We start from the raw sequence: 22,035 nt of genomic DNA, 5'->3' as shown, positions 1-22,035 counted from the left end.
CTCTCCCCGTCGCACCGCCCCCCTCGGCGCGAAGCCCGCGGAAAGGCCGCCTACCGCCGACCTTCAGCGGCCGACGTGCCGGTCGAGGAAATCGCGGACGGTCTCGGCGAGTTCGAGGCGGTGGTCGGAGAGGGCGTGGTCGGTGACGAACACGCGATGCTCCAGACGCGGCACGGGATGAGCGGTGTAGGCGGCCACCACGGGATCGTGGTGCTCCGCGGCAGGGGTGACGGTGTCGCGCCCGGCCGTGCCGACGAGCAGGACCGGCCGGTCCGCGAGCTTCGGGGCGAGCGCGGACAGGCGCCACGCATCGCCCGCCGCGACCATCTCGTCCACGAGCGCGGCGCCGCTGGTCCCCCTCAGGGGGAGCAGGTCGTCGCCGAACCCCTCGACGTACGCCGCCCGGAGCGCCGCGTCCTCCCGGCACGCGGCCGCGACAGAGCCGAAGTCGAACGCCGACACCGACGCGACGGCGCGGACGCCCGGGTCGCCCGCCGCGGTCGTCAGGGCGGCGAAGCCGCCGAAGCTGTGCCCCGCCAGCGCCAGCCGGTCCGGGTCGAGGCGGTGCGCGGCGGCGAAACCCGGGTCGCGTACGGCCGCCGCGACGCGGGCGGCGTCCTGCAGTGCGCTGGCCCACGACCAGGAGCCGCCGACGCCCCAGGACCCGCGGTAGTGGAAGACGAGGGCGGAGTACCCGGCGCGGCGCAGATGCTGGGCCAGGTCGAAGTTGCGCTCGTGCCCGGGGAAGCCGTGCAGCAGCACGACGACCGGATGCGGCCCCGGCCCCGACGGCAGGTGAAGGACGCCCAGCAGCGTCTCGCCGTCGCTGTCGAAGGTCACGGCGGCGTTGGCCGCGGGAATCTCGGGGGTCATCCGTCCTCGCATAGATCGAACCGATCGGTACGATCTAAGGCTACCGGATTCGGCCGCGGTGGCCGCCGGGCCCGCCGGGTGAGGACCGGAGGGCGGTCACGCGGCTTCCATGGTGAGGACGCGCCCCGCGGGCACGCGGGTGTGGGCCCACGCGGGGAGCGCGGTCAGCGCCGCGACGGCCAGCAGGATGGCGAGCGCGGCGGTGAGCAACCACGATCCCGGGGGCGTGATCGGTGTGGCGAATAACCAGTACAGGCCGAGCCCGACCGGAATGCCCGCCGCCACTCCGGGCGCCGCGGGCAGGAGCTGCGTGACGCAGTGCGCGGCGACGATCTGGCCGGGAGTGGCGCCGAGGGTACGGGTGATGGTCAGGGCGCGCCGGGCCTGCACGGCGGTGCCCCAGCTGAGCAGCACGGTGTTGAGCGTGGACAGCGCCACCAGCGCGAAGGTGACGGCGAGCAGCACCTGGCCGGTCTGGTCGGTCCGCACTTCGAGGGGGCCGAACCGCCTGACGGCGGGGGTCGCGTCGAGTTCGGCGTGGAAGGTGAGCAGCGCGGTGACCATGACGGTGGTGGCGGCCGTGCCGGCGGAGGCCAGGACGGCGCGGCCGGGCCGGCGGGCGAGCAGCCGGACGCCGAGCAGCAGCGAGGTGGGCAGGTAGGCCGTCACGGCGTTCAGGCGCGGGCGGCGCGTGAGCGTGTGCGCCGGGTCGGCCAGGGTCTGGACGGTGCTGCCCCGGGCGGCGCGTACGGCGGGACCGAGCGCACCGGTCACGGCGACCACGACGGCGAGGAAGACCGCGGCGAAGACGGTGACGGAGTCCGGAGGGCCGGCGGTGTCGAGCAGCCCGGCGCTGGGATCGATCAGGTGGGGCGCGGCCAGCGTCCCCGCGGTCAGTCCGAGCGCGGTGGACAGGAAGGTCAGCAGCAGGTGCGGCGCCAGCAGTACGGCGGTGACGGTGCCCGGGCCGGCGCCGACGGCTTTGAGCAGTGCGGCACGCCGGTTGTCGCGGGCGGTGCGCGCGGTGGCGAGCGCGGCGAGGGTGACGAGCGCGGCCGCGGCGAGCAGCCAGCCGCCGACGACCAGTGCGGGCTGCATGTTCCTGATCATGACGGCGTCCGTTGTGAGGACGGTCTGCCAGTTGTGGGTGTTCACCCAGGAGTCGCCCCTGCGGTCGTCGGTGAACACGGTGGCGCTCCACCGGTGGGGATCCGTGGGATCGGTCAGCTTCAGGTGGATCAGGTGGACACCGGGGGTGTGGCCCGCCGCCGCGTGGGCGTCGGCCGTGGTGAGCCAGATCCTGCCGCCGTAGTCGGACGGCCCGGGCCCCTGGGCCCAGTCGCTCCACGGATACACCGGGGTGGCCGCGCTGATCGCGATCCCGACGACCGGATAGCTGCGTTTGACGATGGTGACGCGGTCGCCGACGCGCACGCCGAGTGCCTGCGCGAAGCCGCGCTCGACCACGGCGCCGCCGGGACGCACCCAGGTCCCGGAGGTCACCAGCGGCCGGTCCACGGCGGACGGTGCGTTGTCACGTCCCTCGACCGAGGAGTGCGCGGCCTGGCCGTGTGCCCGGATGGTGGTGTCGAACGCGAAGATCGGGTCGGCCTGCGTGGCCACGCCGGGCGTGTCCGCGAGACGTCCGGCCAGGCCGGACGGGTCCGTGTCCGTCGTGATGGCGGTGACGTCGGGACCGGCGGTGGCCGCGCGGGTCTTCAGGTACGCCGTGGCCAGGGCGTTGCGGGCCGTCAGTCCGAGCGTCAGGGAGGCGATGGCGAGGGTGACGGCGATCAGGAACACGAGGGCCTCGCCGGGGCGGCGGCGCATGTCGTGCCGGATCAGACGCCAGGTCAGCAGCAGGTGTCCCATGCTCAGTCCTCCCAGCGCAGCAGCGCGCCGAGCCCGGTGCCGCCGCCGAGCCCTGTGCCACCGCTGTGGCCGCCGCCGTGGCCGTGGCCGCGGGTGTGCCTCGTGCCGCGGCCGTCGCCGTCCAGGTGGGTGTCGTCCGCCACAGTCCCGTCGCGCATGGAGACGACGCGGTCCGCGGTGGCGGCCACGCGCTCGTCGTGGGTGACCATGACCAGGGTCTGGCCGGCGGCGCGCAGCTCGTCGAAGAGCCGGAGGATGTCGTGGGTCGCGGCGCTGTCGAGGTTGCCGGTGGGCTCGTCGGCGAGGACGACCAGCGGATCGTTGGCCAGGGCGCGGGCGACCGCGACCCGCTGCCGCTGCCCGCCGGAGAGCTCGGAGGGCAGATGCCGGGCGCGGCCGGCGAGCCCGACCTGCTGGAGCAGCTCCGCGGCACGGCGCCGGGCGGCCCGCGGTGAGGCGCCGGCGAGCAGCGCGGGCAGCTCGACGTTCTGCGCCGCGCTCAGCTCGTGCATCAGGTGGTAGGCCTGGAAGACGAACCCCACGGAGCGGCGCCGCAGCCGGGCCAGCGCCCGTTCGCCGAGGTGGTCGATGCGCAGGCCGCCGAGCCACACCTCGCCCTCACTGGGCCGGTCGAGCCCGCCGAGGAGCTGGAGCAGCGTGGACTTGCCGCAGCCGCTGGGCCCGGTCACGGCGAGCGTCTGCCCCGCGGGGACATCGAGGTCGACCCCGTCGACGGCCCACACCAGGCTCTCGTCCGCCCCGTACACGCGCGTCAGGCCGACCGCCCGCAACGCCGGCCCGGCCGCCTCGGCGGGCCGGCGGCCGGCCGGTCCCGAGCGCGGGCTGTCGCCCGTCTCACTCCGCGACGACCTGCCCCTGCCCCTGCTCCTCGGTACGACTGTCTTCATCCGTTTCCTTCGCCTTCCCCGCGTGGGACGCGGGCGGACCAGGTCCGCTCGCACGCCTCCAACCAGCGCAGATCGGCCTGCAGCCGGAGCGCGATGCCCTCCAGAAGCAGTCCGGCCTCCGAGACCGTGTCGTGAGCGAGGGCGGCGCGCTGGGCCTCGGCGAGGCTGCGCATCAGCTCCCGCCGCCGCGCGTCCACGAGCGCGAGCGGGTCGGCCAGGCCCGACTCCGCGGCGGCCACCAGCTTCAGATGGAACTCCGTCACATCCGCTCTGGGCCCGGCGCTCTCGACCATCCACGCGGCCACCCGCTCCTGCCCGGCCGCGGTCAGCGCGTACACCTTGCGCCGCGGGCCGCGCACCGGCGCGTCCTCGCGCTCCTGGACGACCAGGCCCGCCTTCTCCAGCCGCGTGAGCGTCACATAGATCTGCCCCGCGTTCAGCGTGTCCCCCAGCGGTCCGAGCGCTGCCGCCAGCCGCTGGCGCAGGTCGTAGCCGTGCGACGGCTCTTTAGTCAGCAGCGCCAGCACCACGTCCTGCACGGGCCACCCTCCTCTGCGACCCCTCAATAGATAGCGGTTAGCCAAAAGGGCGTCAACCGGCCCCGTGCACCCGGACCCGGTTCGCGAGAGGAACGGGAACGGCCCCGCCCGCGCCGAGGCGCGGGCGGGGCCGCCGCGAGGGGCCTACCGCGTCAGACCCGGGACGGAGCCGGTCACCTGGGCGTAGCCGGCGGGGCGGCTCGTGAAGGAGCCCCTGCCCTGGGTCCGGCCGCGCAGCCGGGTCGCGTACCCGAACAGCTCGGCCAGCGGCACGGTCGCGGTGACCACGACGGCGCCCGCCCGCGCCGCGGAACCGGTGACCCGGCCGCGCCTGGCCGCGAGGTCGCCCAGCACCCCGCCGACGGCGTCCTCGGGCACGGTGACCGTGACCTCGGCCAGCGGTTCCAGCAGCGCCATCTCCGCGGCACGCAGCGCCTCCCGCAGCGCGAGCCGCCCGGCCGTGCGGAACGCCATCTCCGAGGAGTCCTTCGGGTGGGTCGCGCCGTCGGTCAGCGTGACCCGCAGGCCGGTCACCGGATGACCTCCGAGCGGGCCCGCGGCGAGGGCGTCCCGGCAGCCGGCCTCCACCGCACCGACGTACTCGCGCGGCACCCGGCCGCCGGTGACCGTGGACCGGAACTCGAAGCCCGCGTCGTGCTCCAGCGGTTCCACGTCGAGCACGACGTGTGCGAACTGCCCGGCACCGCCGTCCTGCTTGACGTGCCGGTACAGCAGCCCGGACACCCCGCGGACGACCGTCTCCCGGTAGGCGACCCGGGGCCGTCCGACGGCGACGTCGAGCCTGTGGTCGCGCCGGAGCCTCTCCACCGCGACCTCCAGGTGCAGCTCGCCCATCCCCGACAGCAGCGTCTGGCCGGTCTCGGGGTCGGTGCGGACCGACAGCGAGGGGTCCTCGTCGGCCATGCGGGCCAGCGCGGTCGCGAGCCGGTCGGCGTCGCCGCTCCCGCGCGGCTCGACGGCCACGGAGACCACCGGCGACGCCGTGACCGGCGGTTCGAGCACCAGCGGCGCCCCGGGAGCGCAGAGGGTCGCTCCCGCGCGGGCGGCCTTGACCCCGGCCACCGCGACGATGTCCCCGGCCGTGGCGCGGTCCGTCTCGGTCTGCCGGTCGGCCTGCACCCGGAGGATGCGTCCGATCCGCTCGGTGCGCCGGGCGCCGGCGTCCAGCACGACGTCTCCTCTCCTGATCGTCCCCGAGTACACGCGCAGGTAGGTCAGCCGCCCGGTGGGGGCGGCGTGCACCTTGAAGACCAGCCCGGCGAACGGCGCCGCCGGGTCGGCGGGCCGCTCCTGCCCGGCCCCGTCCCGTACGGGCGGCACGTCGGGCGGCGCGGGCAGGTAGGCGACGACGGCGTCCAGCAGCGGTTCGACGCCCCGGTCGCGGTACGCCGACCCGCACAGCACCACCACGGCCTCACCACGCAGGGTCAGGTCGCGCAGGGCGGCGGACAGGGTCGGCGTCGAGATCTCCGGCCCGGCGCAGAACTCCTCCAGCGCCGCCGGATGGAGCTCGGCCACCGTCTCCTCCAGCAGGCGGCGGCGTCGGCGGGCCTCGTCGGCGAGGGCCTCCGGCACCGGGCCTTCGGTGACCGTGTCACGGCCGGCCTCCCACACCAGCGCCCGCATCCGCAGCAGGTCCACCACGCCGGCGAACCCGTCCTCCCGCCCGATGGGCAGCTGGACGACCAGCGGGACGACCCGCAGCCGCCGGCGGATCGACTCGACCGCCGTGTCGAGGTCGGCCCCGGCGCGGTCCATCTTGTTGACGAACGCGATGCGCGGCACGCCGTACCGGTCTGCCTGCCGCCACACCGACTCGGTCTGCGGCTCGACGCCGGCGACGGCGTCGAACACCGCGACCGCGCCGTCGAGCACCCGCAGCGACCGCTCCACCTCGTCGGAGAAGTCCACGTGACCGGGGGTGTCGATCAGGTTGATCCGGTGGCCGTCCCACAGGCAGCTCACGGCGGCGGCGAAGATGGTGATCCCACGGTCGCGCTCCAGGGGGTCGAAATCGGTGACGGTGGTGCCCTCGTGCACCTCGCCGCGCCGGTGGACGGCGCCGGCGAGGTAGAGGATTCGTTCGGTGACGGTGGTCTTGCCCGCGTCGACGTGGGCGAGGATGCCCAGGTTGCGGATGCCGGTCGGCGGGACGAGGTGATTGCGGTTCAGGTCGGCGCGCATGGCCATGCCCTTCGGGAAGGTGCCTATGGTGGCGGGCGCGATTGGCCTGACGAGAGGAACCGGCCGATTCGGGCCGGACGCGACCCCTGGGGGAGACCATGTGAGGACCGCCGGGGATCCCGGCGTACGGCAGGCGGAGCGGTCACGTGGAGCCGGACCGCGAGCCTGCGTGCGGCCTCAAAGCCTCGAAGCGGCCCAGCGCGGCCTCAGCGTGGTCTCCGCGTGGTCTCTGTGCGGGCCTCGGCGTGGCCGGAGCGGCTCCAGAGCGGTTGCAGTGCAGCTCGAGAGCGGCCCCGGGCCGGGGGTCCGTCCTTCGCAGGGGTGCGGAGTTCGTCAGGAACGTCCGGTGCCGGCCGCGCGGCGGGCACCGGGAAGCGACGTAGACACCAGGATCACCTCGTGCCGTGACCGGAGGACGACGACCGGGATGCGCTTGCGCATGGTCAACTCCTCTCTCTCGGTCAAGGCGCGCGTCGCGGTGCGGCGGCGCGCGTGATCATTGGCGAGTGTACGGAAACCGCCCCGGGCGGGAAAGGGGTTTTTCCGGCACGACCGGCGGACGTGAGCACCCCGATGGGCCGTGCGGGAAACACCGCGGGGGAAGATCTGACGGACACTTCCACAGGAGCCGATAGGAGAACGCATGCAGGTCCACGACCTGTCCGCCGGCGGTGACGTCCTCTCCCGCGTCGAGGGGGTCGCGCGTCGCGCCCTTCGGCGCTACGACGTGTCCCCTGGGGCCTCCGTGACGCTGCTCAACGTCTCGGAGAACGCGACCTTCACCGTCGGCGACGACGGGCGCCGGGCGATCCTGCGGGTCCACCGGCTCGGCTACCACTCGCTGGAGGCCATCGCCAGCGAGCTGGCGTGGCTCGACGCGCTGCGTGACGAGGCCGGGGTCGTCACGCCGCGCGTGCTGCCCGCCCGCGACGGGTCGCGCGTCGTCACCGTGCGGGAGCCGGGTTCGGAACCGCGTCACTGCGTGATGTTCGAGTTCCTCCCCGGCGCGGAGCCGGCCGAGGACCGGCTGGTGGAAGAGTTCGAACGGCTGGGCGCGCTGACCGCCCGCATGCACCGCCACGCCCGCGCCTGGACGAGGCCGGCGTCCTTCACCCGATTCCACTGGGACCTGGACGCCGCCTTCGGCCCGCGGGCGCGGTGGGGCAGGTGGCAGGACGGCGTCGGTGTGGACCGGGAGGCGCACGCCGTGCTCGCCCGGCTGGAGGACGAGCTGCGCCGCAGGCTGGAACGGTTCGGCAAGGGCCCCGACCGGTACGGGCTCATCCACGCCGACCTGCGCCTGGCCAATCTCCTGGTGGACGGCCGGGCCGGAACCAGCGTCATCGACTTCGACGACTGCGGCCTCGGCTGGTATCTCTACGACCTCGGCGCCGCCGTCAGCTTCATCGAGCACCGGCCGGAGGTGCCGCACATGGCCGAATCGTGGGTGCGCGGCTACCGGTCCGTGCTCGACCTCCCGAAGGAGGACGAGGCCGAGATCTGGACGTTCATAATGTTCCGCCGCCTCCTCCTCGTCGCGTGGATCGGCTCCCATTCGGCCGCCGGCGTCGCGAGGGAACTCGGCGCCGGCTACACCCAGGGCAGCTGTGAGCTGGCCGAACGCTACCTCGGCGGATCACTCTGAGAAGTCCATGTGACCACGCCTGATGGCAGGATGCGACGAGCGGGTTGTGGTTCAATCGGGCGGACCATGCTCTGTCATGGTTCGTCCCTGAGAAGTGGAAAGGGTGAGCAGGTGTCCCGCGACCCGGATGGCGAGAGCGCGGTCGAGGCGGTGCGGCGGGAGGTCCTTCGGCTCATCACGAGCGGCGAGCTCCGGCCGGTCCGGCTCGCGCGCTTCCCGGCGGTGACGGGGTGAGGGCACACCCGGCCCCCTGGGCGGTGCGGGTGGCGAGCGCGCCCGTCAACTTCGGCGTCTACCGGCAGGACGGCGCGCCGCTGGGGCCGCAGCAGGTGCTCGCGACGATGCGCGAGGCCGGGTACGACGGCACCGACTCCGGGCCGATCGGCTACCTGGGCACGGCGCGTACCCTTCCCGAGCGGCTCGCGGCGCACGGTCTCGGGCTCGCCGGCGGCTGGGTGGACCTGCGCTACGACGACCCGGACGGCTTCCGCGAGGACCTGGCCGCCCTCGACGCCGCCCTCGACGTGCTCACCGCCGTCCACGACGCCAGGGCCGGGGCGGACGATCCGCGGTTCGCGCCGCGGCCGACGCTCGCCTGCCCGGACCGGCCCGAGCGGTTCGCCCGTCCCGGCATGCCGGCCGACCCGAGGATCTCCCTGCCCGACCGGGACTGGCCCGCGTACGCCGGGCGGATCGCCGAGGCGGCGGCCCGCTGCCGCGACCGCGGCCTGGAACCCGTCTTCCATCACCACCTGGGCACCGATGTGGAGACGCCGGAGGAGATCGAGCGGCTGCTCGGCTCGACGGACGTCTCGCTGTGCCTGGACACCGGGCATCTGTGGCTGGCCGGGGGCAACCCCGTGGCGGCGATCCGCGACTGGTCCTCGCGTATCCGGCAGGTGCACGTCAAGGACGCCTCCCGGGACGTCCTCGCGCGGATCCGCGCGAGCGGCGGCGATCTGTGGGACCTGGTCGCGGCGGGCGGCTTCCCGCCGCTCGGGCAGGGCGATCTGGACCTGCCCCCCGTCCTGGCCGAGCTGCGGCGATCGGGTTACGAGGGCTGGATCGTGATCGAGCAGGACGTTCCGGTTTTCCGCGCCTCGGACACCGAGGCACTCGGGCGGGCGGTCGCCGATCAGCGGGCCAACCGCGGCGTCTTCGGCGAGGCCCTCCGCGCCGCGGGTCTCGCCTGATCCCGCTCCGCCGCGCGCGCCGGCGGCGGGACTCGACGACGATGGCGGTATGACGACCGCCGAGATCTACGCCGAGTTCGCCGCGCGGGAGGCGCACGGCGTGTCCCCGTCATACGAGCGCCTGGCGCTCGCGGTCGCCCGCGACCCCGAGATGCTCGCGCTGCTCCGCGCGCTCCCGCCGGCCAAGCGGCAGCCGAACCTGCTGTTCGCCGTCGTACGTCTCCTCGGCGGCCCGGTCGAGGACCCCGCGGCGTTCCGCGACTACACCATGGGGAACTGGCCGGCGGTCGAAGCGGAGATGCGCACCCGGGCCACACAGACGAACGAGGCCGGGCGGTGCGCGGTGCTGCTGCCGGTGCTCGCCGCGCTGCCGCAGCCGCTCGCGCTGCTTGAGGTCGGGGCCTCGGCCGGTCTGTGCCTCTACCCCGACCGGTACGCCTACCGCTACGGCGACCGTCTGGTCGGCTCGGGCGAGCCGGTCCTGAAGTGCGAAGCGACCGGGGTGGCGCCGCCGGCCCGGCTACCCGACGTGGTGTGGCGGGCCGGTCTGGATCTGAACCCGCTCGACGTGACCGATCCCGCCGACCTCGCGTGGCTCGACGCCCTCGTCTGGCCGGAGCACGAGGAGCGGAGGGCCCGGCTGAGGGCGGCGGCGGCCGTCGCGGCGGCCGAGCCGCCGCTGCTCGTCCGCGGCGACCTGGCGGACGACCTGCCGGGGCTGGCCGCGAAGGCCCCTGCGGGGGCCACACTGGTGGTATTCCACACCTCGGTGCTCTACCAGGTGCCTGCGCCGCGCCGCGAGGCGTTCGCCGCGGTGGTCCGGGGGCTGCCGGGGCACTGGATCGCGAACGAGACCCCGGATGTGCTGCCGTACGCCGGTCTGCCGGAGCCGCCGGGCGCGGCACTCCACAGCGTCCTCGCGCTGGACGGGAGACCGCTCGCCTGGACCCTGCCGCACGGGCAGGCGATGACCTGGTTCGCGTGACCTCGCCCGCGTCACTGCCAGGGGCGCGGCCTGCGGGAGGAAGGCCAGGAGACCGGGCCTCGGGCGCCCGTCGCCACCGGCCTCCGTGACCACACCGTGGGGAACCGGCCGACGCGGACGACGGCGTGCGGCCGCGCGCCGCCGGATTTGTCGTCTGTGCCTGCTATAGATGGCGCCGTCATTCGATCTTTCCTGGCGACTTCCGGCGGGTCCGTTCATGAACGTTTCTGACATACAGCTGTCTCCGCAGGCGCGGCACCTGCACGACCTGCTGACGGGCGTGGTCACGGACGCCGCACAGTGGCCCGACGCCTCCCCGCTCAGCGCGTACGAGCTGGGCGCACTGCTCCCCTCGGCGTACCGGGTCGGCAAGCAGCGAGGCGATGCCATGGCGGCCAGGTTCGCGGTCGAGGACCAGGCCAGGGAGCGCCAGCCGCTCTTCACGCCCGCGGCGTGTCTGGACCTGTTCGACGCCCTGGTCGAAGGCCTGGCGACCCGGAAGTGGGCGGACCTGTGCGTCGGCGTGGGCGCGCTGGTCCGCTGCCCGGCGGGTGCGCCGTACGACCGGCTGGCCGGCCGGGCCCGCACTCTGGTGAGGTTCCTGGTCCGGCGAGAGCGCTTCGGCGAGCCCTTCCCGCTGCTGGCGGTCGCCGGGCTCGCGGGGCTGGACGCGGAGGTGGCCGGGCGGCTCACCGCCGGGCGCGGGCCGCTGGCCGTGGCCGAGCTGGAACTGCTGCTCGGATGGGACGTGCCACGGCGGGCGCTGTTCGCCGAGTCGGTGTGCGAGCGCTCCTACAACGCCTCGCCGCCCCTGCCCGACGTCCGGGAGCGCCTGGCCGCTCTTCCCGGCTACGCCGACTTCGTCCGGGACACGTTGGAGGCGGCCGACGCCCGCGTCGTCGCGATCCACGCCGGGGAACTGCCGTACAAGGCGGACAAGGCCTTCGCCGAGGGGGAGAAGGAGACCATCGGGCGCGCCGCACGGCTCGCGCTCTTCCGCGACGAGCCGTGGCTGCCCGACCTGCTGGAGCGGCTGGTACGCGGGCTCGCGGTGGCGCCCACCCAGGCCAGGACGCTGCCCTCCCAGGGCGTGTTGTTCGAGATCGCCCGCGCGGTCGAGGACCATCCGACTCCGGAGGCCGTCTCCGCCCTCCGCGCGGCCAGGGACGTGACGCGGCACGCGGGGGTGTCCAAGCAGCTGGACCGCATGCTGAAGCGCGTCGAATCCGCGTTGGCCGACCGGGTGGAGGTCGCCTTCCGCCTGCCTGACGGGCGTGTACGGCAGACGCTGGGCGAGCACACCGCGGTCATCTCGATCGAGGGCGAGGCCGAGCTGTCGTGGTGGCATGGGGACAGGAGGCTCAAGACGGTCCCGGCCGCGGTCAGACGGGAGCACCCCGATGAGGTCAAGCGGTTACGCGAGCTGGCCAAGCAGGCCCGCCGGCGCCAGACGACCCTGATCAGAGCGCTGGAGGCCGGCTACGCCCACGAGGTCACGCCGCCCTACCGCCAGCTGGAGGGGCACCCGATCGCGGACCGGCTGATCTGGGACTTCGAGGTGTCGCCCGGGGTGTGGCGCAGCGAGCTCGGAATGAACGTGCCGGACGTTCCGGTGCGGCTGTGGCATCCGGCCCGCGCCACGCCGGACGAGGTGCGGGCCTGGCGTGAGGCCGTGCAGGACAAGGAGCTGCGCCAGCCGTTCAAGCAGGCCTTCCGCGAGGTGTACCTGCTGACGCCCGCCGAGGAGTCGACCGCGACGTATTCCAACCGGTTCGCCGGGCACGTGGTCGACTACCGCAGGTTGTACGCGCTGTTCAAGCAGCGCGGGTGGCAGGCCGGCTATCTGGGGCCCTGGGACGGGGGCGGCGAGGGGGAGGCCAGGCGAGTGCTGGCCGGTGGACGCTGGCGGGCGACGTTCTTCCACGAATACCTCTGGCACGAGGACGGCTACGCCGCCACCGACCAGGTGCGCTTCCACCGGATGGCCGAGGGAGGCTGGCACGAGGCGCCGCTGGCCGAGGTGCCGCCGCTGGTGTTCAGCGAGGCGATGCGGGACGTGGACCTGTTCGTCGCGGTCACGTCGATCGCGGCCGATGCGGAGTGGATCGATCGCGGGGCGGGCCGGCTCCGGGACTACTGGCGGACGGGCTCGTCGGGGCCCCTCGCTCCCTCGGCCGAGGTGCGCCGCGACGCTCTCGCCCGGCTGCTGCCGCGGCTGGCGATCGCCGAGCGGTGTGCGCTGACCGATCGTTTCCTGGTGGTGCGGGGTGAGCTGCGGACGTACAAGATTCATCTGGGGTCGGGCAACATCCTGATGGAGCCCAACGACGCGTATCTGTGCATCGTCCCCCGGGGGTCCGGCGACCGGGTCTTCCTGCCCTTCGAGGAGGACGGCGGCATGCTGTCGGTGATCGTGTCCAAGGCGTTCCTGCTCGCCGCCGACACCGAGATCACCGACCCGACGATCATCCACCAGATTCGTCCCTGAGCCCGTCCCCGTCACTCGGCCACGGGTGGCCAGGACGGCCCGCGGTGCCGGACGAGTCGCGGTGCGGGCCGAGTCGCGGCGGTCGGGGCGCGAGGGGCGGCGCCGTCCGGGTTATTTGTCGCCCGCTGCTGCTATTAATTGCGCCATCTTCTGATCTTCACGGAAACGAGTCGTTCGATGGCGTCAGTGATGTTCCGCGATGAGACCGCGACAGGCCGCGCACTGGCCGAGTTCTCCCTTCCGGACCTGCCCGACCGGACCACGGCCCGTGAGCTGGTGCGTCTGCGCGTCCGCGAGGAGGTGGCCCGTCACAACGCCTCTCCCGCGCCGTACTTCCGCGGTCTGGTCACGCCGACGGACGCCGAGGCGGAGCTGAACGGCTACCGCATGCGCGCCGCTCGCACGCTCGACTGGGAGAAGCAGGCCGACGCCGCCGAGGCCGCCTTCGCCCGCAACGGCTTCCTGCTGCTGGTCGGCGACCGGCAGATCGAGGATCTGGACACGGAGATCGACCTGACCGCCGATCCCGTGGTGTCGTTCGTCAAGCTCGTCCCGCTGGTCGGAGGCTGACGTTGGACGCGTGGGGCTACCTGAGCCAGGCGGACAAGGACGAGTTCGAGCGGCTGGACGCGGCCTTCGCCCGGAACGAGCCGATGTCCGGCGAGCGGGGCGACACCTTCGGGTTGTGGGTCCACACCCGGTTCTGCGCCAACCCGGACGACCCGCGCCGTCTCGCACTCCTGCGGCAGATGATCGACCACCCGCCCGCCTGGTCCAGGGACACCGTGAGCGGCATGTGGCGAACGGTCTACGACGAGACGTGCCGGTCGGCGGAGCGCGCCGAGGCCCTCAGCCTCCTGCCGCTGGCGGCCACGGCGCGGCTGTCCTATCCCGATCGGAGGGTCGCGCTGCACTGGGTGCCCGACGGCTTCCGGCAGTACCGCGAACAGGTGTGGCCGCTCCTGCGCGACCGGCTGACCGAGCTGTTCGCCGAGCCGGAGACCGACGACCCCGTCGCCGCCGTCCGTAACGTGTTGTGGGACGACGACGCCTTCACGACGACGCTGGCCGCCGAGTTCGCGTCCCGGCTGGGGACTCCCGAGACGCTGCCGCTGCTGCGGCACTGCGCCACCGCCACCGCGTCCAAGCCCAGCGCCAGATGGCTCGCGCGTACGGCACGGCTTCTCGACGCGCGGGCAGGCGAGCTGATCGCCGACGTCCTGCGGCGGCTCGTCGCCCATCGCGAATACCGGATCTGTCATACCTACCGGGACGAGGAGTGGGCGGAGACGGTCTTCCTGCGCGAGCGCACCGCCGTCGCGTTGCGCGGCATGGTCTGGGCCTGCGAACTCGTCGACGAGCCCTGGGTGACCGGGCTGCTGGGCGACGTAGCCGTGACCACCGGCACCGGGATGGGCGGCTCGGGAGCGAACGCGCGCAGCGAGATGCTGGCCAACGCCGCCATCGGCGTGCTGGCCCGGCGCGGCGGGATCGAGGTGGTCGCCCAGCTGGCCCGCGTCCAGGCCAAGGTGCGGAAGAGAGCCATCCTGGCCCTGGTGGGCCGAACGCTGGAGGCGGTGGCCGCGCAGAACGGTCTCTCCTCCGAGCAGCTTCTGGAACGCACGGTCCCCACCTTCGGTCTCGACCACGACGGCACGCGCTCCGAGCAGGGGCTGCGGCTGTCCCTCACCGGAGCCATCACCTACAACGGCCGCAAGACCATCCCCAAAACGGTCGACCGGGAGCTCCTGGCCGAGTTCCGGGCCTCCGCGAAAGAGTTGAAGAAGGCGGTGCCCGCCGAGCGCTTCCGGGTCGAGCGCGCGCTGGCCGCAGGGCGGACCTGGCGCTGGAGCGAGGTGTGCGACCACTACCTCGACCACCCTGTCACCGGCTCCTTCGGGCGCACCCTGATCTGGGAGATTTCGCAGGGCCCGGCCGGGCTGCCGGTGTGGGACGCCGGGGCCTGGGAGCTCGCCGGCCCGGCAGGGCGGCGCGTCCGGCCACGCCCCGACGACGAGGTCGTGCTGTGGCATCCGATCACACACACGCTGGACGAAGTGCGGGCCTGGCGAGACCGCCTGCTGGAGATCGACGTGCGACAGCCGTTCAAACAGGCCTTCCGCGAGGTGTACCTGCTCACCCCCGCGGAGGAGGAGGCCGGTGACCGGTCCCGCCGCTTCGCCGGGCACCTGCTGCGGTACGGCCAGGCCAAGGCGCTGCTGACCGAGCGCGGCTGGACCGGGCTGTCGCTGGGCCACTGGGGCTGGGAGTACGGCTCGGACGAGGCGGAGGCGGTCAGGGAGCTGCCCGGCGGGCTGGTCGTGCGCTGGGACTTCCACCTGGACGAGGAGTCGTTCGAGCGCGACGGCGCGGGCCACACGGCGTCCGTCTGCGTCAGCGGCGAACTCTGGTTCACCTCGCCGACCGGCGCGCGCCTTCCGCTGCCGGAGGTGCCCGCGCTCACCTTCTCCGAGGCGCTGCGCGACGCGGACCTCGCGGTCGGCGTCACGTCGACAGGCCTGGATCCGGAGGGTCAGGGCGACTACTGGCAGTCCTACGGCTTCGGGGACCTGTCCGAGAACGCCCGGGTGCGTCGTGACGCTCTCGCCCGGTTGCTGCTGCGGCTGGCGATCGCCGAGCGGTGTGCGCTGACCGATCGTTTCCTGGTGGTGCGGGGTGAGCTGCGGACGTACAAAATTCATCTGGGGTCGGGCAACATCCTGATGGAGCCCAACGACGCCTACCTGTGCATCGTCCCCCGGGGGTCCGGCGACCGGGTCTTCCTGCCCTTCGAGGAGGACGGCGGCATGCTGTCGGTCATCGTGTCCAAGGCGTTCCTGCTCGCCGCCGACAACCAGATCACCGACCCCACGATCGTCCGTCAGATCCGCCCGTGACTCACTGCGTGCGGCGCAGCCTGCGGAGGAACGCCAGGAGACCGGACCTCGGGCGACCGTCGCCGCCGTCCTGCGTGGCGTCCTTCAAAGCCGGTGGCGACGGCTCACCGCCGGATTCGGGCCGGGGCGTGCCGGAGAAGCTCCGGCTGAGCTCGTAGTGCACGGGCAGGGCGCGCAGCGCGCGGACGAAGGGGGAGGGGCGCCAGGGAAGCCGGCCGGACGGCAGCGTCGGCTTCAGTGTCGAGAACCGGTCGAGCAGGCGGCGCACCGCGATCGTGGACATCTGGGTGGCCAGCCGCTGGCTCGGGCACCTGTGCGGGCCCGCGCCCCACGCGAGGTGGGCGCGGGTGCTGCGGATGGTGTCGCGGGCGAGCGCGCCGGCGAACCGCGGGTCGGCGTGCGCGCCCGCGATGGACAGCATCACCGGGTCGCCGGCCGCGATCGTGAAGCGGCCGAGCTTCACCTCCGTCCTGGCGTAACGGAAGGTCAGGTTGGCCAGCGCCGGGTTGGCCAGGGCGACGCGGTTGACCACCTCCTCGATCGCGCCGACCGACAGGCTCTCCCTCAGCCGGGGATTGGTGATCGCCTCCAGGATGACGTTGCAGATCAGGCTGCCGGTGAAGTCGAGGAAACCGGACAGCATCATCAGCTCGCGGGCGAGTTCCTCGTCGGTGAGGTCCGGCTTCGCCTCGATCATGTACGACGGCAGGTCGTCGCCGCGCCGCTGCCGTTTGACCGTCGCCAGTTCGAGGAGGGCGGCGTGCAACCGCTGGTACGCCCCGGCGGAGTCGGCGCCGTCCAGCAGGCGCCACTGGTCCTCCAGCAGTTCCTCGCCCCGCTCGATCGTGACGCCGAGCAGGTGGTTGGCGACGAGCAACGGGAACGGCCGCGCGTACTGGGCGGCGAGATCGGCCGACCCGGCGGGCCCGCCTTCCGCGATCACGCCCACGAGGTCGTCGCAGTATCTCACCATGGCGCGTTCGAGCCGCTGCGCCTGCTCGCTCCCGGGCTCCTGGAACGGCCGGAGCCCCGCGACCCAGGCGCCGCGAAGACCCCGGTGCCTCTCCCCGTCGTGGAAACCCGAGTTGTCGGCCTTGAGGAGGGCGAGCAGCGGCCAGTCGGCGGGAACGCGCCCTTCCGCGTACGCCCGCCAGTGGTCCACGCGCTTGCTCCACACCTCGCGCGCGTTCTGCATGATGTGCAGCACCTCGTCGTAGCCCATCGCGAACCAGACCGGCACGCCCATGACGTCGATGGGGGCCACCGGGCCATACCTGGCGCGCAGACGCTCGTGGACGAGCGCGGGATCGGCTTCGTAGTCCCCGGTGAGCAGGGACTCCAGCGGCAACGAGATGAGCCCTTCCACGGCCGACGCGGTCCATCGTTCGGAGATCAAGGGCTGCGCCCGCCTTTCCTGCCACATATGCGGTATGGGCGGCGATCTTAGAGTGTCCGACCGCGAATGTCAGCGCCTCGGCTCCACGCGTGCCGCCGGTTGGGGGAGGAGGCGCGACGTAGTGTGGCGGCATGACGCTGGAGCTCGACGGCAGGATCGTGAAGATCACGAATCCGGACCGCGTGGTCTTCCCGCGGACCGGGCACACGAAGCTCGACCTGATCTCCTACTACCGCGTGGTCGCCGAGGGGGCGGTGCGCGGCGTGGCCGACCGGCCGGTGATACTCAAGCGGTTCGTGCACGGCGTCGACCGGGAGGCGTTCTTCCAGAAACGCGCACCTGCCAAGCGCCCCGAGTGGGTGGAGGTCGTCGAGCTGAGCTACCCCTCCGGCCGCACGGCGGACGAGGTGGTGATCCGCGACCTCGCCCACCTGCTGTGGACGGTGAACCTCGGCTGCGTCGACCTCAACCCCCATCCCGTGCGGGCCCACGACCTCGACCACCCCGACGAGCTGCGGATCGACCTCGATCCCGTGCCCGGCGTCGGCTGGGGGGAGATCGTCCGGGTCGCCCTCGTCGCCAGGGACGTGCTGGAGGAGCACGGCCTGACGGCCTGGCCCAAGACGTCGGGCTCGCGCGGATTCCACGTCTACGCCCGCATCGAGCCGCGCTGGACCTTCCGGGAGGTGCGGCGGGCCGCCGAGGCCGTGGCCAGGGAGGTCGAGCGCCGGGAACCGGACGTCGCCACCAGCCGGTGGTGGAAGGAGGAGCGGCAGGGCGTCTTCGTGGACTACAACCAGAACGCCCGCGACCACACCGTCGCCTCCGCCTACTCCGTACGGCCGACCGGCCTGGTCTCGGCCCCACTGGCCTGGAACGAGGTGCCCGGGTGCCGGCCGGAGGACTTCACACTCGCGTCGATGCCCGACCGGTACGCCGAGACGGGCGACCCGTGGGCCGGGATGGACGAGCGGGCGGGGTCCCTCGACGCCCTGCTTGAGCTGGCCGAGGCCCAGGGACCGCGGCCGGACAAGCCCGCCGCCCCGCCACGGCAGGGGCGGCGTCAGTCCGTCATGCCGCTCGTCGAGATCGCCAGGGCCGCCACGCGGGACGAGGCGATGGCCGGGCTCGAACGGTGGAAGGCCCGTCACCCCGAGGTGGCCCGCCTGTTGCAGCCGGCCGACGTCCTGGTCGACTCGATGCGGGGGCGCAGCTCCACCTGGACCAGGATCAGGGTCAACCTCCGGCACGTCCCCGAGCCCGACCGGCCGGATCAGGAACCGCTGGAGGTCGACTACGACCCCTACGGGAGAGATCACCCGGGCCCGTAGACCTCCCACAGCTCGCCGAGGAAGAACCGGCAGAAGCGGGTCACGGCCGCCGCGCCGTCCGGCCCGGCCGTACGGAAGGTCGTGAGCATCCGCACGAGGTCGGACGGCAGGATGCGCAGCGTGCCCGTGGCGACCACGGCGGCGTCCTCGTCCCCGTCCTCCTCGACGTGCCCCTCCAGCAGGCGGGCGTGCAGGGTGGAGGTGTCCAGCCACAGGCGGGTCGGCGCGCCCGGCTGGATCTCCTTGTGCCCGGCCAGGGTGCGGGGGCGGTCGTCGGCGTCCCAGAAGTGCAGGCGGTAGCACATGCGCCGCTGCCCGGCCGTCTCCCCGGGGACGAACAGGTTGAACGAGCCCCGGGCGATCGGCCGCCGGCCCCCGCAGAGGTCGGCCTCGATCCAGCCCTCCGCCCTGCCCTCGTGCTCGGGCTCGGTGAGGAAACGGTCGATGTCGTCGACGGTGATCGTGAGCCGGAAGGCGATCGGGCATCCTCCGGCCCCGCCCCTGTGGGCCGGGCCGCGGGGCGGGCCGGGCATCAGGAGTCCTTGCATCTCCTCGACGAACCACAGCGACGTCCGGCCCTCGAACACGCTCGGCTCGTCCGCGGGCCGGGCCGTGAAGGGACGGCCCCCGGAGACGGCGGCCTGCGCCCCGCCACCCGCCTGTGCTGCGCCAACGGCCTGTGCTGTCCCGCCACCGGCCTGCGTCTCCGGTGCTCCCATCGTCTCCTGAGCCTCCTGCGCTTCCTGCGCGGCGACCGGCACCGCGCCGGCCGCCGCCCCCACCGGCACAAGCCCCGGCCCCACCGCGACCGGCCCCACCGCGACCGGCGGAACGGCGGACATCCTCACGGCCTCGGCCCTCGCCACGGACGCGGCGACGGACGCGCGAGCCTCCAGGATCCGGGTGCTCATGCGGTCGGCGAGCGCGGCGATCGTCAGCGACGGGTTGGCGCCGACCGGCCCCGGCAGGGCCGCACCGTCCGCCACGTACAGTCCGGGGAAGCCGAAGACCTCGCCGTACGCGTCGCAGACCCCCTCGCCCGGATGGCGGCCCATCGGCGCGCCGCCCAGCGGATGCACGGTCATGACCCGCTTGCGCCACCACGGCGGGCTGTCGGCGTACTCCGCGCCGAGCACGTCGCCGATCCTGCGCATGATCGCACGCAGCCGCTCGTAGTAGTCCTCGCTGCTCTCGGCCGTCCAGTCCACGTCGAGCCGGCCGTCACGCAGGCGCAGCCTCCCGTCGGGGACGTCGCGGCCCATGCCGAGCAGCGGCAGCGAGGTGCCCGACAGCTCGCCGCGCCCGATCAGGTCGGCGAACTCCGCCGACAGGTTGGTGTCGTGCGTGAGGATGTTGCGCAGCCGCCGCAGCAGGAACCGGGCGACCCGCCCCGGCCTCATGTCCGCGCCCTCGACCAGGTAGTCGACGAACTCGGGATAGCCGCCGTCCTCGATGTAGGCGCCGCGCCCGTCCGCGCCGTCGTCGAGGCGGATCGCGCTGGTGATGACCGGCCCGCGGCTCGCGCGGATGGGCCGGGTCCTGCTCCGGTCGGTGGCCCGCAGCAGGAATGCCAGCATGTCCCCGTTGCCGCAGAAGCGGGTGCCGAGCGTCCCGCTGAGAGCGGGGAAGGCCGCCCGGTTCTTCAGCAGCAGGTAGGACGTGCCGTAGGTGCCGGCGGCCAGGACGAGCCGGTCACAGCTGATCGTGTGCGGCCCGGTCCACCGGGGAGGTCCGTCGCCGTCCGAGCCCGCCTCGTCCCCACGCGGCATGTGCTCGACGTACTGCACGTCGTAGCCGCCGCCCACGCGCGGCCTGATGCGCCGCACCTCGTGCAGCGTGCGCAGGTCGGCGCCGTGGTGCCGGGCGGCCGACAGGTACGTGTGGTCGAGGCTGTTCTTCGCGCCCTCGTTGCAGCCGAGGTCGCACTCGCCGCACAACCGGCACGTACGGCGCGGCACGCCGTGCAGGTTGCCGTACGCGGGACCGGCGATCGGCACGTCCTGGCAGGGCTGCGCCCCGGGCGACGGCGCGAAGCTGACCGCCAGCGGCGGAAGCCGCCAGTCGAGCCCCAGCTCGGCCGCCGCGTCCCGCATGGCGAGCGTCTTCAGCGTGTCGTCGAAGCCGGCATGGCTCAGCGGATAGGGCGAGACGCCGATCATGCGCTCGACCGCGTCGTAGTGCGGCTCGAGATCGGCCCTGGTCACCGGCCACGACTCGTAGCCGCCGCCGGGCAGCGCCTGCTCGTGGACGAACCAGTCCTCGTCCTTGCGCAGCATCACGTTGGCGTAGACGAGCGAGCCGCCGCCGAGCCCGCTGGCGACCACCGAGTCGCAGTCGGAGAAGCTCCAGATGTCGAACATCCCGTACAGGCCCTCGGCGGGGTCCCAGAAGGCGCGGCCGAGCTGGGCCGGGCCGCGCGGGAAGTCCCCCGGCGCGTACGCCCTGCCGCGCTCGAGCACCACCACCGACAGCCCCGCCTCGGCGAGGCGGTAGGCGGCGACCGCTCCGCCGAAACCCGAACCGACCACGACCGCGTCGACGTGTTCCATAGTTTCTCTCAGTGACGCGGTCAGCGACCGCTGTGCCGCTTCAGGAAGTCGAGGATGTGCGGGAAGACGTCCCGGTGCGCGTTCTTGCCGATCAGGGGGTCGATGTGCCCGTAGCCGGGCAGGACCCGCAGCTCGTGCCGCCCCGGCGCCGCCTTCGACAGGAGGCGGTGGCAGACGATGTTGGAGTCGGTGAAGACGTCGTTGTGGTCGCCCGTCAGGAACAGGATGGGCGTGTCGACGTCGGCCGCGTTGACGAGGTAGTCGTCCGGCAGCGCGGTGAACCTCGGGTCGCCCGGGTCGTGCTTCACCGCGCGCCCGGCGGCCACCATCTTCCGCACGTGCCGGTAGTAGTGCAGGTCGCTGGCGCCGTTGAGGTCGGCGAGCCGCTCGTGGAGGTGCGTGCTCGGTGTGAGGTTGCCGTGACGGTACATCGCGGGCCTGCCGCTGCCCCACATGAAACTCTGCATGTGGCAGGCGGCCTCCCGGCACTCGGGATGGAAGAAGGAGACGGCGCGGGCCAGCAGCCACCGCCGCGTCAGCGGGGGCGCGTCCCTGAACCGCGGGTCCAGGTAGGACAGGCCCGTGCCGTACTCCAGCAGCGCCGGGCCGAGGGTGAGCTTGAGGCGGGCCCAGGGGTGCACCCGGGGCGTCAGCGCGACGCTGTTGGCGACCACACTGGCGATCCCGCTCACGGCGCCGGAGAACAGGCTCATGTGGAAGCTCACCGACCCCAGGCAGTGGGCCACCACGTGGATCCGCCGCGCCCCCACGTGGCGGCGGATCTCGCGCAGTGCTGCCGGGTGGTCGTACTGGGCGATGTCGTCCAGCGTGTGCCTGCGGGTCTCCATGGTGTACGGAAACCTGTTGCTCATCCGGAAGTCCAGCGCCCACACGTCGCCGAACCCGTGGTCGTGCAGGAACCCGACCAGGTTCGTGTGCTCCGGCATGATGAACATGTCGCTCGACGAGGTCAGTCCGTGCACGAGCAGCACGACGTCGTCCTGCGCCCCCTGCGCCGGCGTGTCGTGGCTGCGGAACCGGGTGAGCTGTAACCCCAGCTCGTCCTCGGTGGCGAACGGATGAACCGTCACCTCGGCGTCCCGCACGCCGTCAAGCGTGAACCGGGGTATGCGGTGTTCCATCCGATCGCCTTT

At 73.2% G+C, this 22,035-nt stretch carries 16 protein-coding genes; 8 read left to right on the top strand and 8 right to left on the bottom strand.

Annotated elements, in window-relative coordinates:
- Positions 1–63: 63 nt before the first annotated feature.
- From ACIBK1_RS08750 to fusA, 5 genes are all read right to left on the bottom strand, one after another.
- Complete coding sequence (locus tag ACIBK1_RS08750) at positions 64–873, bottom strand: alpha/beta hydrolase family protein (RefSeq protein ID WP_396733522.1); 810 nt, start codon at positions 871–873, stop codon at positions 64–66.
- Between the two features lie 96 nt (positions 874–969).
- Positions 970–2,745, bottom strand: coding sequence for an FtsX-like permease family protein (locus tag ACIBK1_RS08745; protein WP_030505167.1), 1,776 nt, complete (start codon positions 2,743–2,745; stop codon positions 970–972).
- A gap of 2 nt (positions 2,746–2,747) precedes the next feature.
- Positions 2,748–3,653: an ABC transporter ATP-binding protein gene (locus ACIBK1_RS08740; protein ID WP_396733519.1), complete on the bottom strand. Its 906-nt coding sequence runs from the start codon at positions 3,651–3,653 to the stop codon at positions 2,748–2,750.
- Positions 3,650–4,192: a PadR family transcriptional regulator gene (locus ACIBK1_RS08735; protein ID WP_396733516.1), complete on the bottom strand. Its 543-nt coding sequence runs from the start codon at positions 4,190–4,192 to the stop codon at positions 3,650–3,652. The genes ACIBK1_RS08740 and ACIBK1_RS08735 overlap by 4 nt, the downstream gene beginning before the upstream one ends.
- Before the next feature lie 144 nt (positions 4,193–4,336).
- Entirely contained in the window at positions 4,337–6,397 is a 2,061-nt protein-coding gene (fusA, locus tag ACIBK1_RS08730; RefSeq protein ID WP_396733513.1) for an elongation factor G, read from the bottom strand.
- Positions 6,398–7,040: 643 nt separating this feature from the next.
- On the opposite strand from fusA, the gene ACIBK1_RS08725 reads away from it, so the two are divergent.
- The 7 genes from ACIBK1_RS08725 to ACIBK1_RS08695 all read left to right on the top strand — a co-directional run bounded on the left by ACIBK1_RS08725 (position 7,041) and on the right by ACIBK1_RS08695 (position 15,605).
- A complete protein-coding gene (locus ACIBK1_RS08725) occupies positions 7,041–8,042 on the top strand; it encodes a phosphotransferase enzyme family protein (protein ID WP_396733510.1) in 1,002 nt (333 codons plus the stop codon).
- Between the two features lie 111 nt (positions 8,043–8,153).
- Complete coding sequence (locus ACIBK1_RS08720; protein WP_357325980.1) at positions 8,154–8,276, top strand: hypothetical protein; 123 nt, start codon at positions 8,154–8,156, stop codon at positions 8,274–8,276.
- A complete protein-coding gene (locus ACIBK1_RS08715) occupies positions 8,273–9,235 on the top strand; it encodes a sugar phosphate isomerase/epimerase family protein (RefSeq protein WP_396733507.1) in 963 nt (320 codons plus the stop codon). The genes ACIBK1_RS08720 and ACIBK1_RS08715 overlap by 4 nt, the downstream gene beginning before the upstream one ends.
- Positions 9,236–9,284: 49 nt before the next feature.
- Complete coding sequence (locus tag ACIBK1_RS08710) at positions 9,285–10,220, top strand: DUF2332 domain-containing protein (RefSeq protein WP_030505161.1); 936 nt, start codon at positions 9,285–9,287, stop codon at positions 10,218–10,220.
- 217 nt (positions 10,221–10,437) lie between these two features.
- Entirely contained in the window at positions 10,438–12,708 is a 2,271-nt protein-coding gene (locus tag ACIBK1_RS08705) for a DUF4132 domain-containing protein (protein WP_396733504.1), read from the top strand.
- A gap of 177 nt (positions 12,709–12,885) precedes the next feature.
- Entirely contained in the window at positions 12,886–13,278 is a 393-nt protein-coding gene (locus ACIBK1_RS08700; protein WP_030505159.1) for a hypothetical protein, read from the top strand.
- Between the two features lie 2 nt (positions 13,279–13,280).
- Entirely contained in the window at positions 13,281–15,605 is a 2,325-nt protein-coding gene (locus ACIBK1_RS08695; protein WP_396733501.1) for a DUF4132 domain-containing protein, read from the top strand.
- A 1-nt stretch (position 15,606) separates the two neighbouring features.
- On the opposite strand, the gene ACIBK1_RS08690 is transcribed toward ACIBK1_RS08695, so the two are convergent.
- Positions 15,607–17,001 carry a cytochrome gene (locus ACIBK1_RS08690; RefSeq protein ID WP_396733498.1) on the bottom strand — a complete coding sequence of 465 codons (1,395 nt, stop codon included), beginning with the start codon at positions 16,999–17,001 and terminating at the stop codon, positions 15,607–15,609.
- Between the two features lie 131 nt (positions 17,002–17,132).
- On the opposite strand from ACIBK1_RS08690, the gene ligD reads away from it, so the two are divergent.
- Complete coding sequence (ligD, locus tag ACIBK1_RS08685; RefSeq protein WP_030505156.1) at positions 17,133–18,332, top strand: non-homologous end-joining DNA ligase; 1,200 nt, start codon at positions 17,133–17,135, stop codon at positions 18,330–18,332.
- On the opposite strand, the gene ACIBK1_RS08680 is transcribed toward ligD, so the two are convergent.
- Together ACIBK1_RS08680 and ACIBK1_RS08675 are read right to left on the bottom strand one after the other, a co-directional pair.
- Positions 18,317–20,881: an FAD-dependent oxidoreductase gene (locus ACIBK1_RS08680; RefSeq protein WP_036404393.1), complete on the bottom strand. Its 2,565-nt coding sequence runs from the start codon at positions 20,879–20,881 to the stop codon at positions 18,317–18,319. The two genes, ligD and ACIBK1_RS08680, sit on opposite strands and share 16 nt — an antisense overlap.
- Before the next feature lie 20 nt (positions 20,882–20,901).
- Complete coding sequence (locus ACIBK1_RS08675; protein ID WP_030505154.1) at positions 20,902–22,023, bottom strand: alpha/beta fold hydrolase; 1,122 nt, start codon at positions 22,021–22,023, stop codon at positions 20,902–20,904.
- Between the last annotated feature and the right edge of the window lie 12 nt (positions 22,024–22,035).

The organism is Microbispora rosea (assembly GCF_044460045.1).
GTDB lineage: Bacteria > Actinomycetota > Actinomycetes > Streptosporangiales > Streptosporangiaceae > Microbispora > Microbispora rosea.
This window is presented reverse-complemented; position numbering and strand designations above follow the sequence as displayed.

Excerpts from the sequence above, each read along its gene's own strand:
- fusA (WP_396733513.1), bottom strand. The coding sequence starts at position 6,397 with ATGCGCGCCGACCTGAACCGCAATCACCTCGTCCCGCCGACCGGCATC.
- ACIBK1_RS08680 (WP_036404393.1), bottom strand. The coding sequence starts at position 20,881 with ATGGAACACGTCGACGCGGTCGTGGTCGGTTCGGGTTTCGGCGGAGCG.
- ACIBK1_RS08740 (WP_396733519.1), bottom strand. The coding sequence starts at position 3,653 with ATGAAGACAGTCGTACCGAGGAGCAGGGGCAGGGGCAGGTCGTCGCGG.
- ACIBK1_RS08725 (WP_396733510.1), top strand. The coding sequence starts at position 7,041 with ATGCAGGTCCACGACCTGTCCGCCGGCGGTGACGTCCTCTCCCGCGTC.
- ligD (WP_030505156.1), top strand. The coding sequence starts at position 17,133 with ATGACGCTGGAGCTCGACGGCAGGATCGTGAAGATCACGAATCCGGAC.
- ACIBK1_RS08705 (WP_396733504.1), top strand. The coding sequence starts at position 10,438 with ATGAACGTTTCTGACATACAGCTGTCTCCGCAGGCGCGGCACCTGCAC.
- ACIBK1_RS08700 (WP_030505159.1), top strand. The coding sequence starts at position 12,886 with ATGGCGTCAGTGATGTTCCGCGATGAGACCGCGACAGGCCGCGCACTG.
- ACIBK1_RS08675 (WP_030505154.1), bottom strand. The coding sequence starts at position 22,023 with ATGGAACACCGCATACCCCGGTTCACGCTTGACGGCGTGCGGGACGCC.
- ACIBK1_RS08745 (WP_030505167.1), bottom strand. The coding sequence starts at position 2,745 with ATGGGACACCTGCTGCTGACCTGGCGTCTGATCCGGCACGACATGCGC.
- ACIBK1_RS08750 (WP_396733522.1), bottom strand. The coding sequence starts at position 873 with ATGACCCCCGAGATTCCCGCGGCCAACGCCGCCGTGACCTTCGACAGC.
- ACIBK1_RS08710 (WP_030505161.1), top strand. The coding sequence starts at position 9,285 with ATGACGACCGCCGAGATCTACGCCGAGTTCGCCGCGCGGGAGGCGCAC.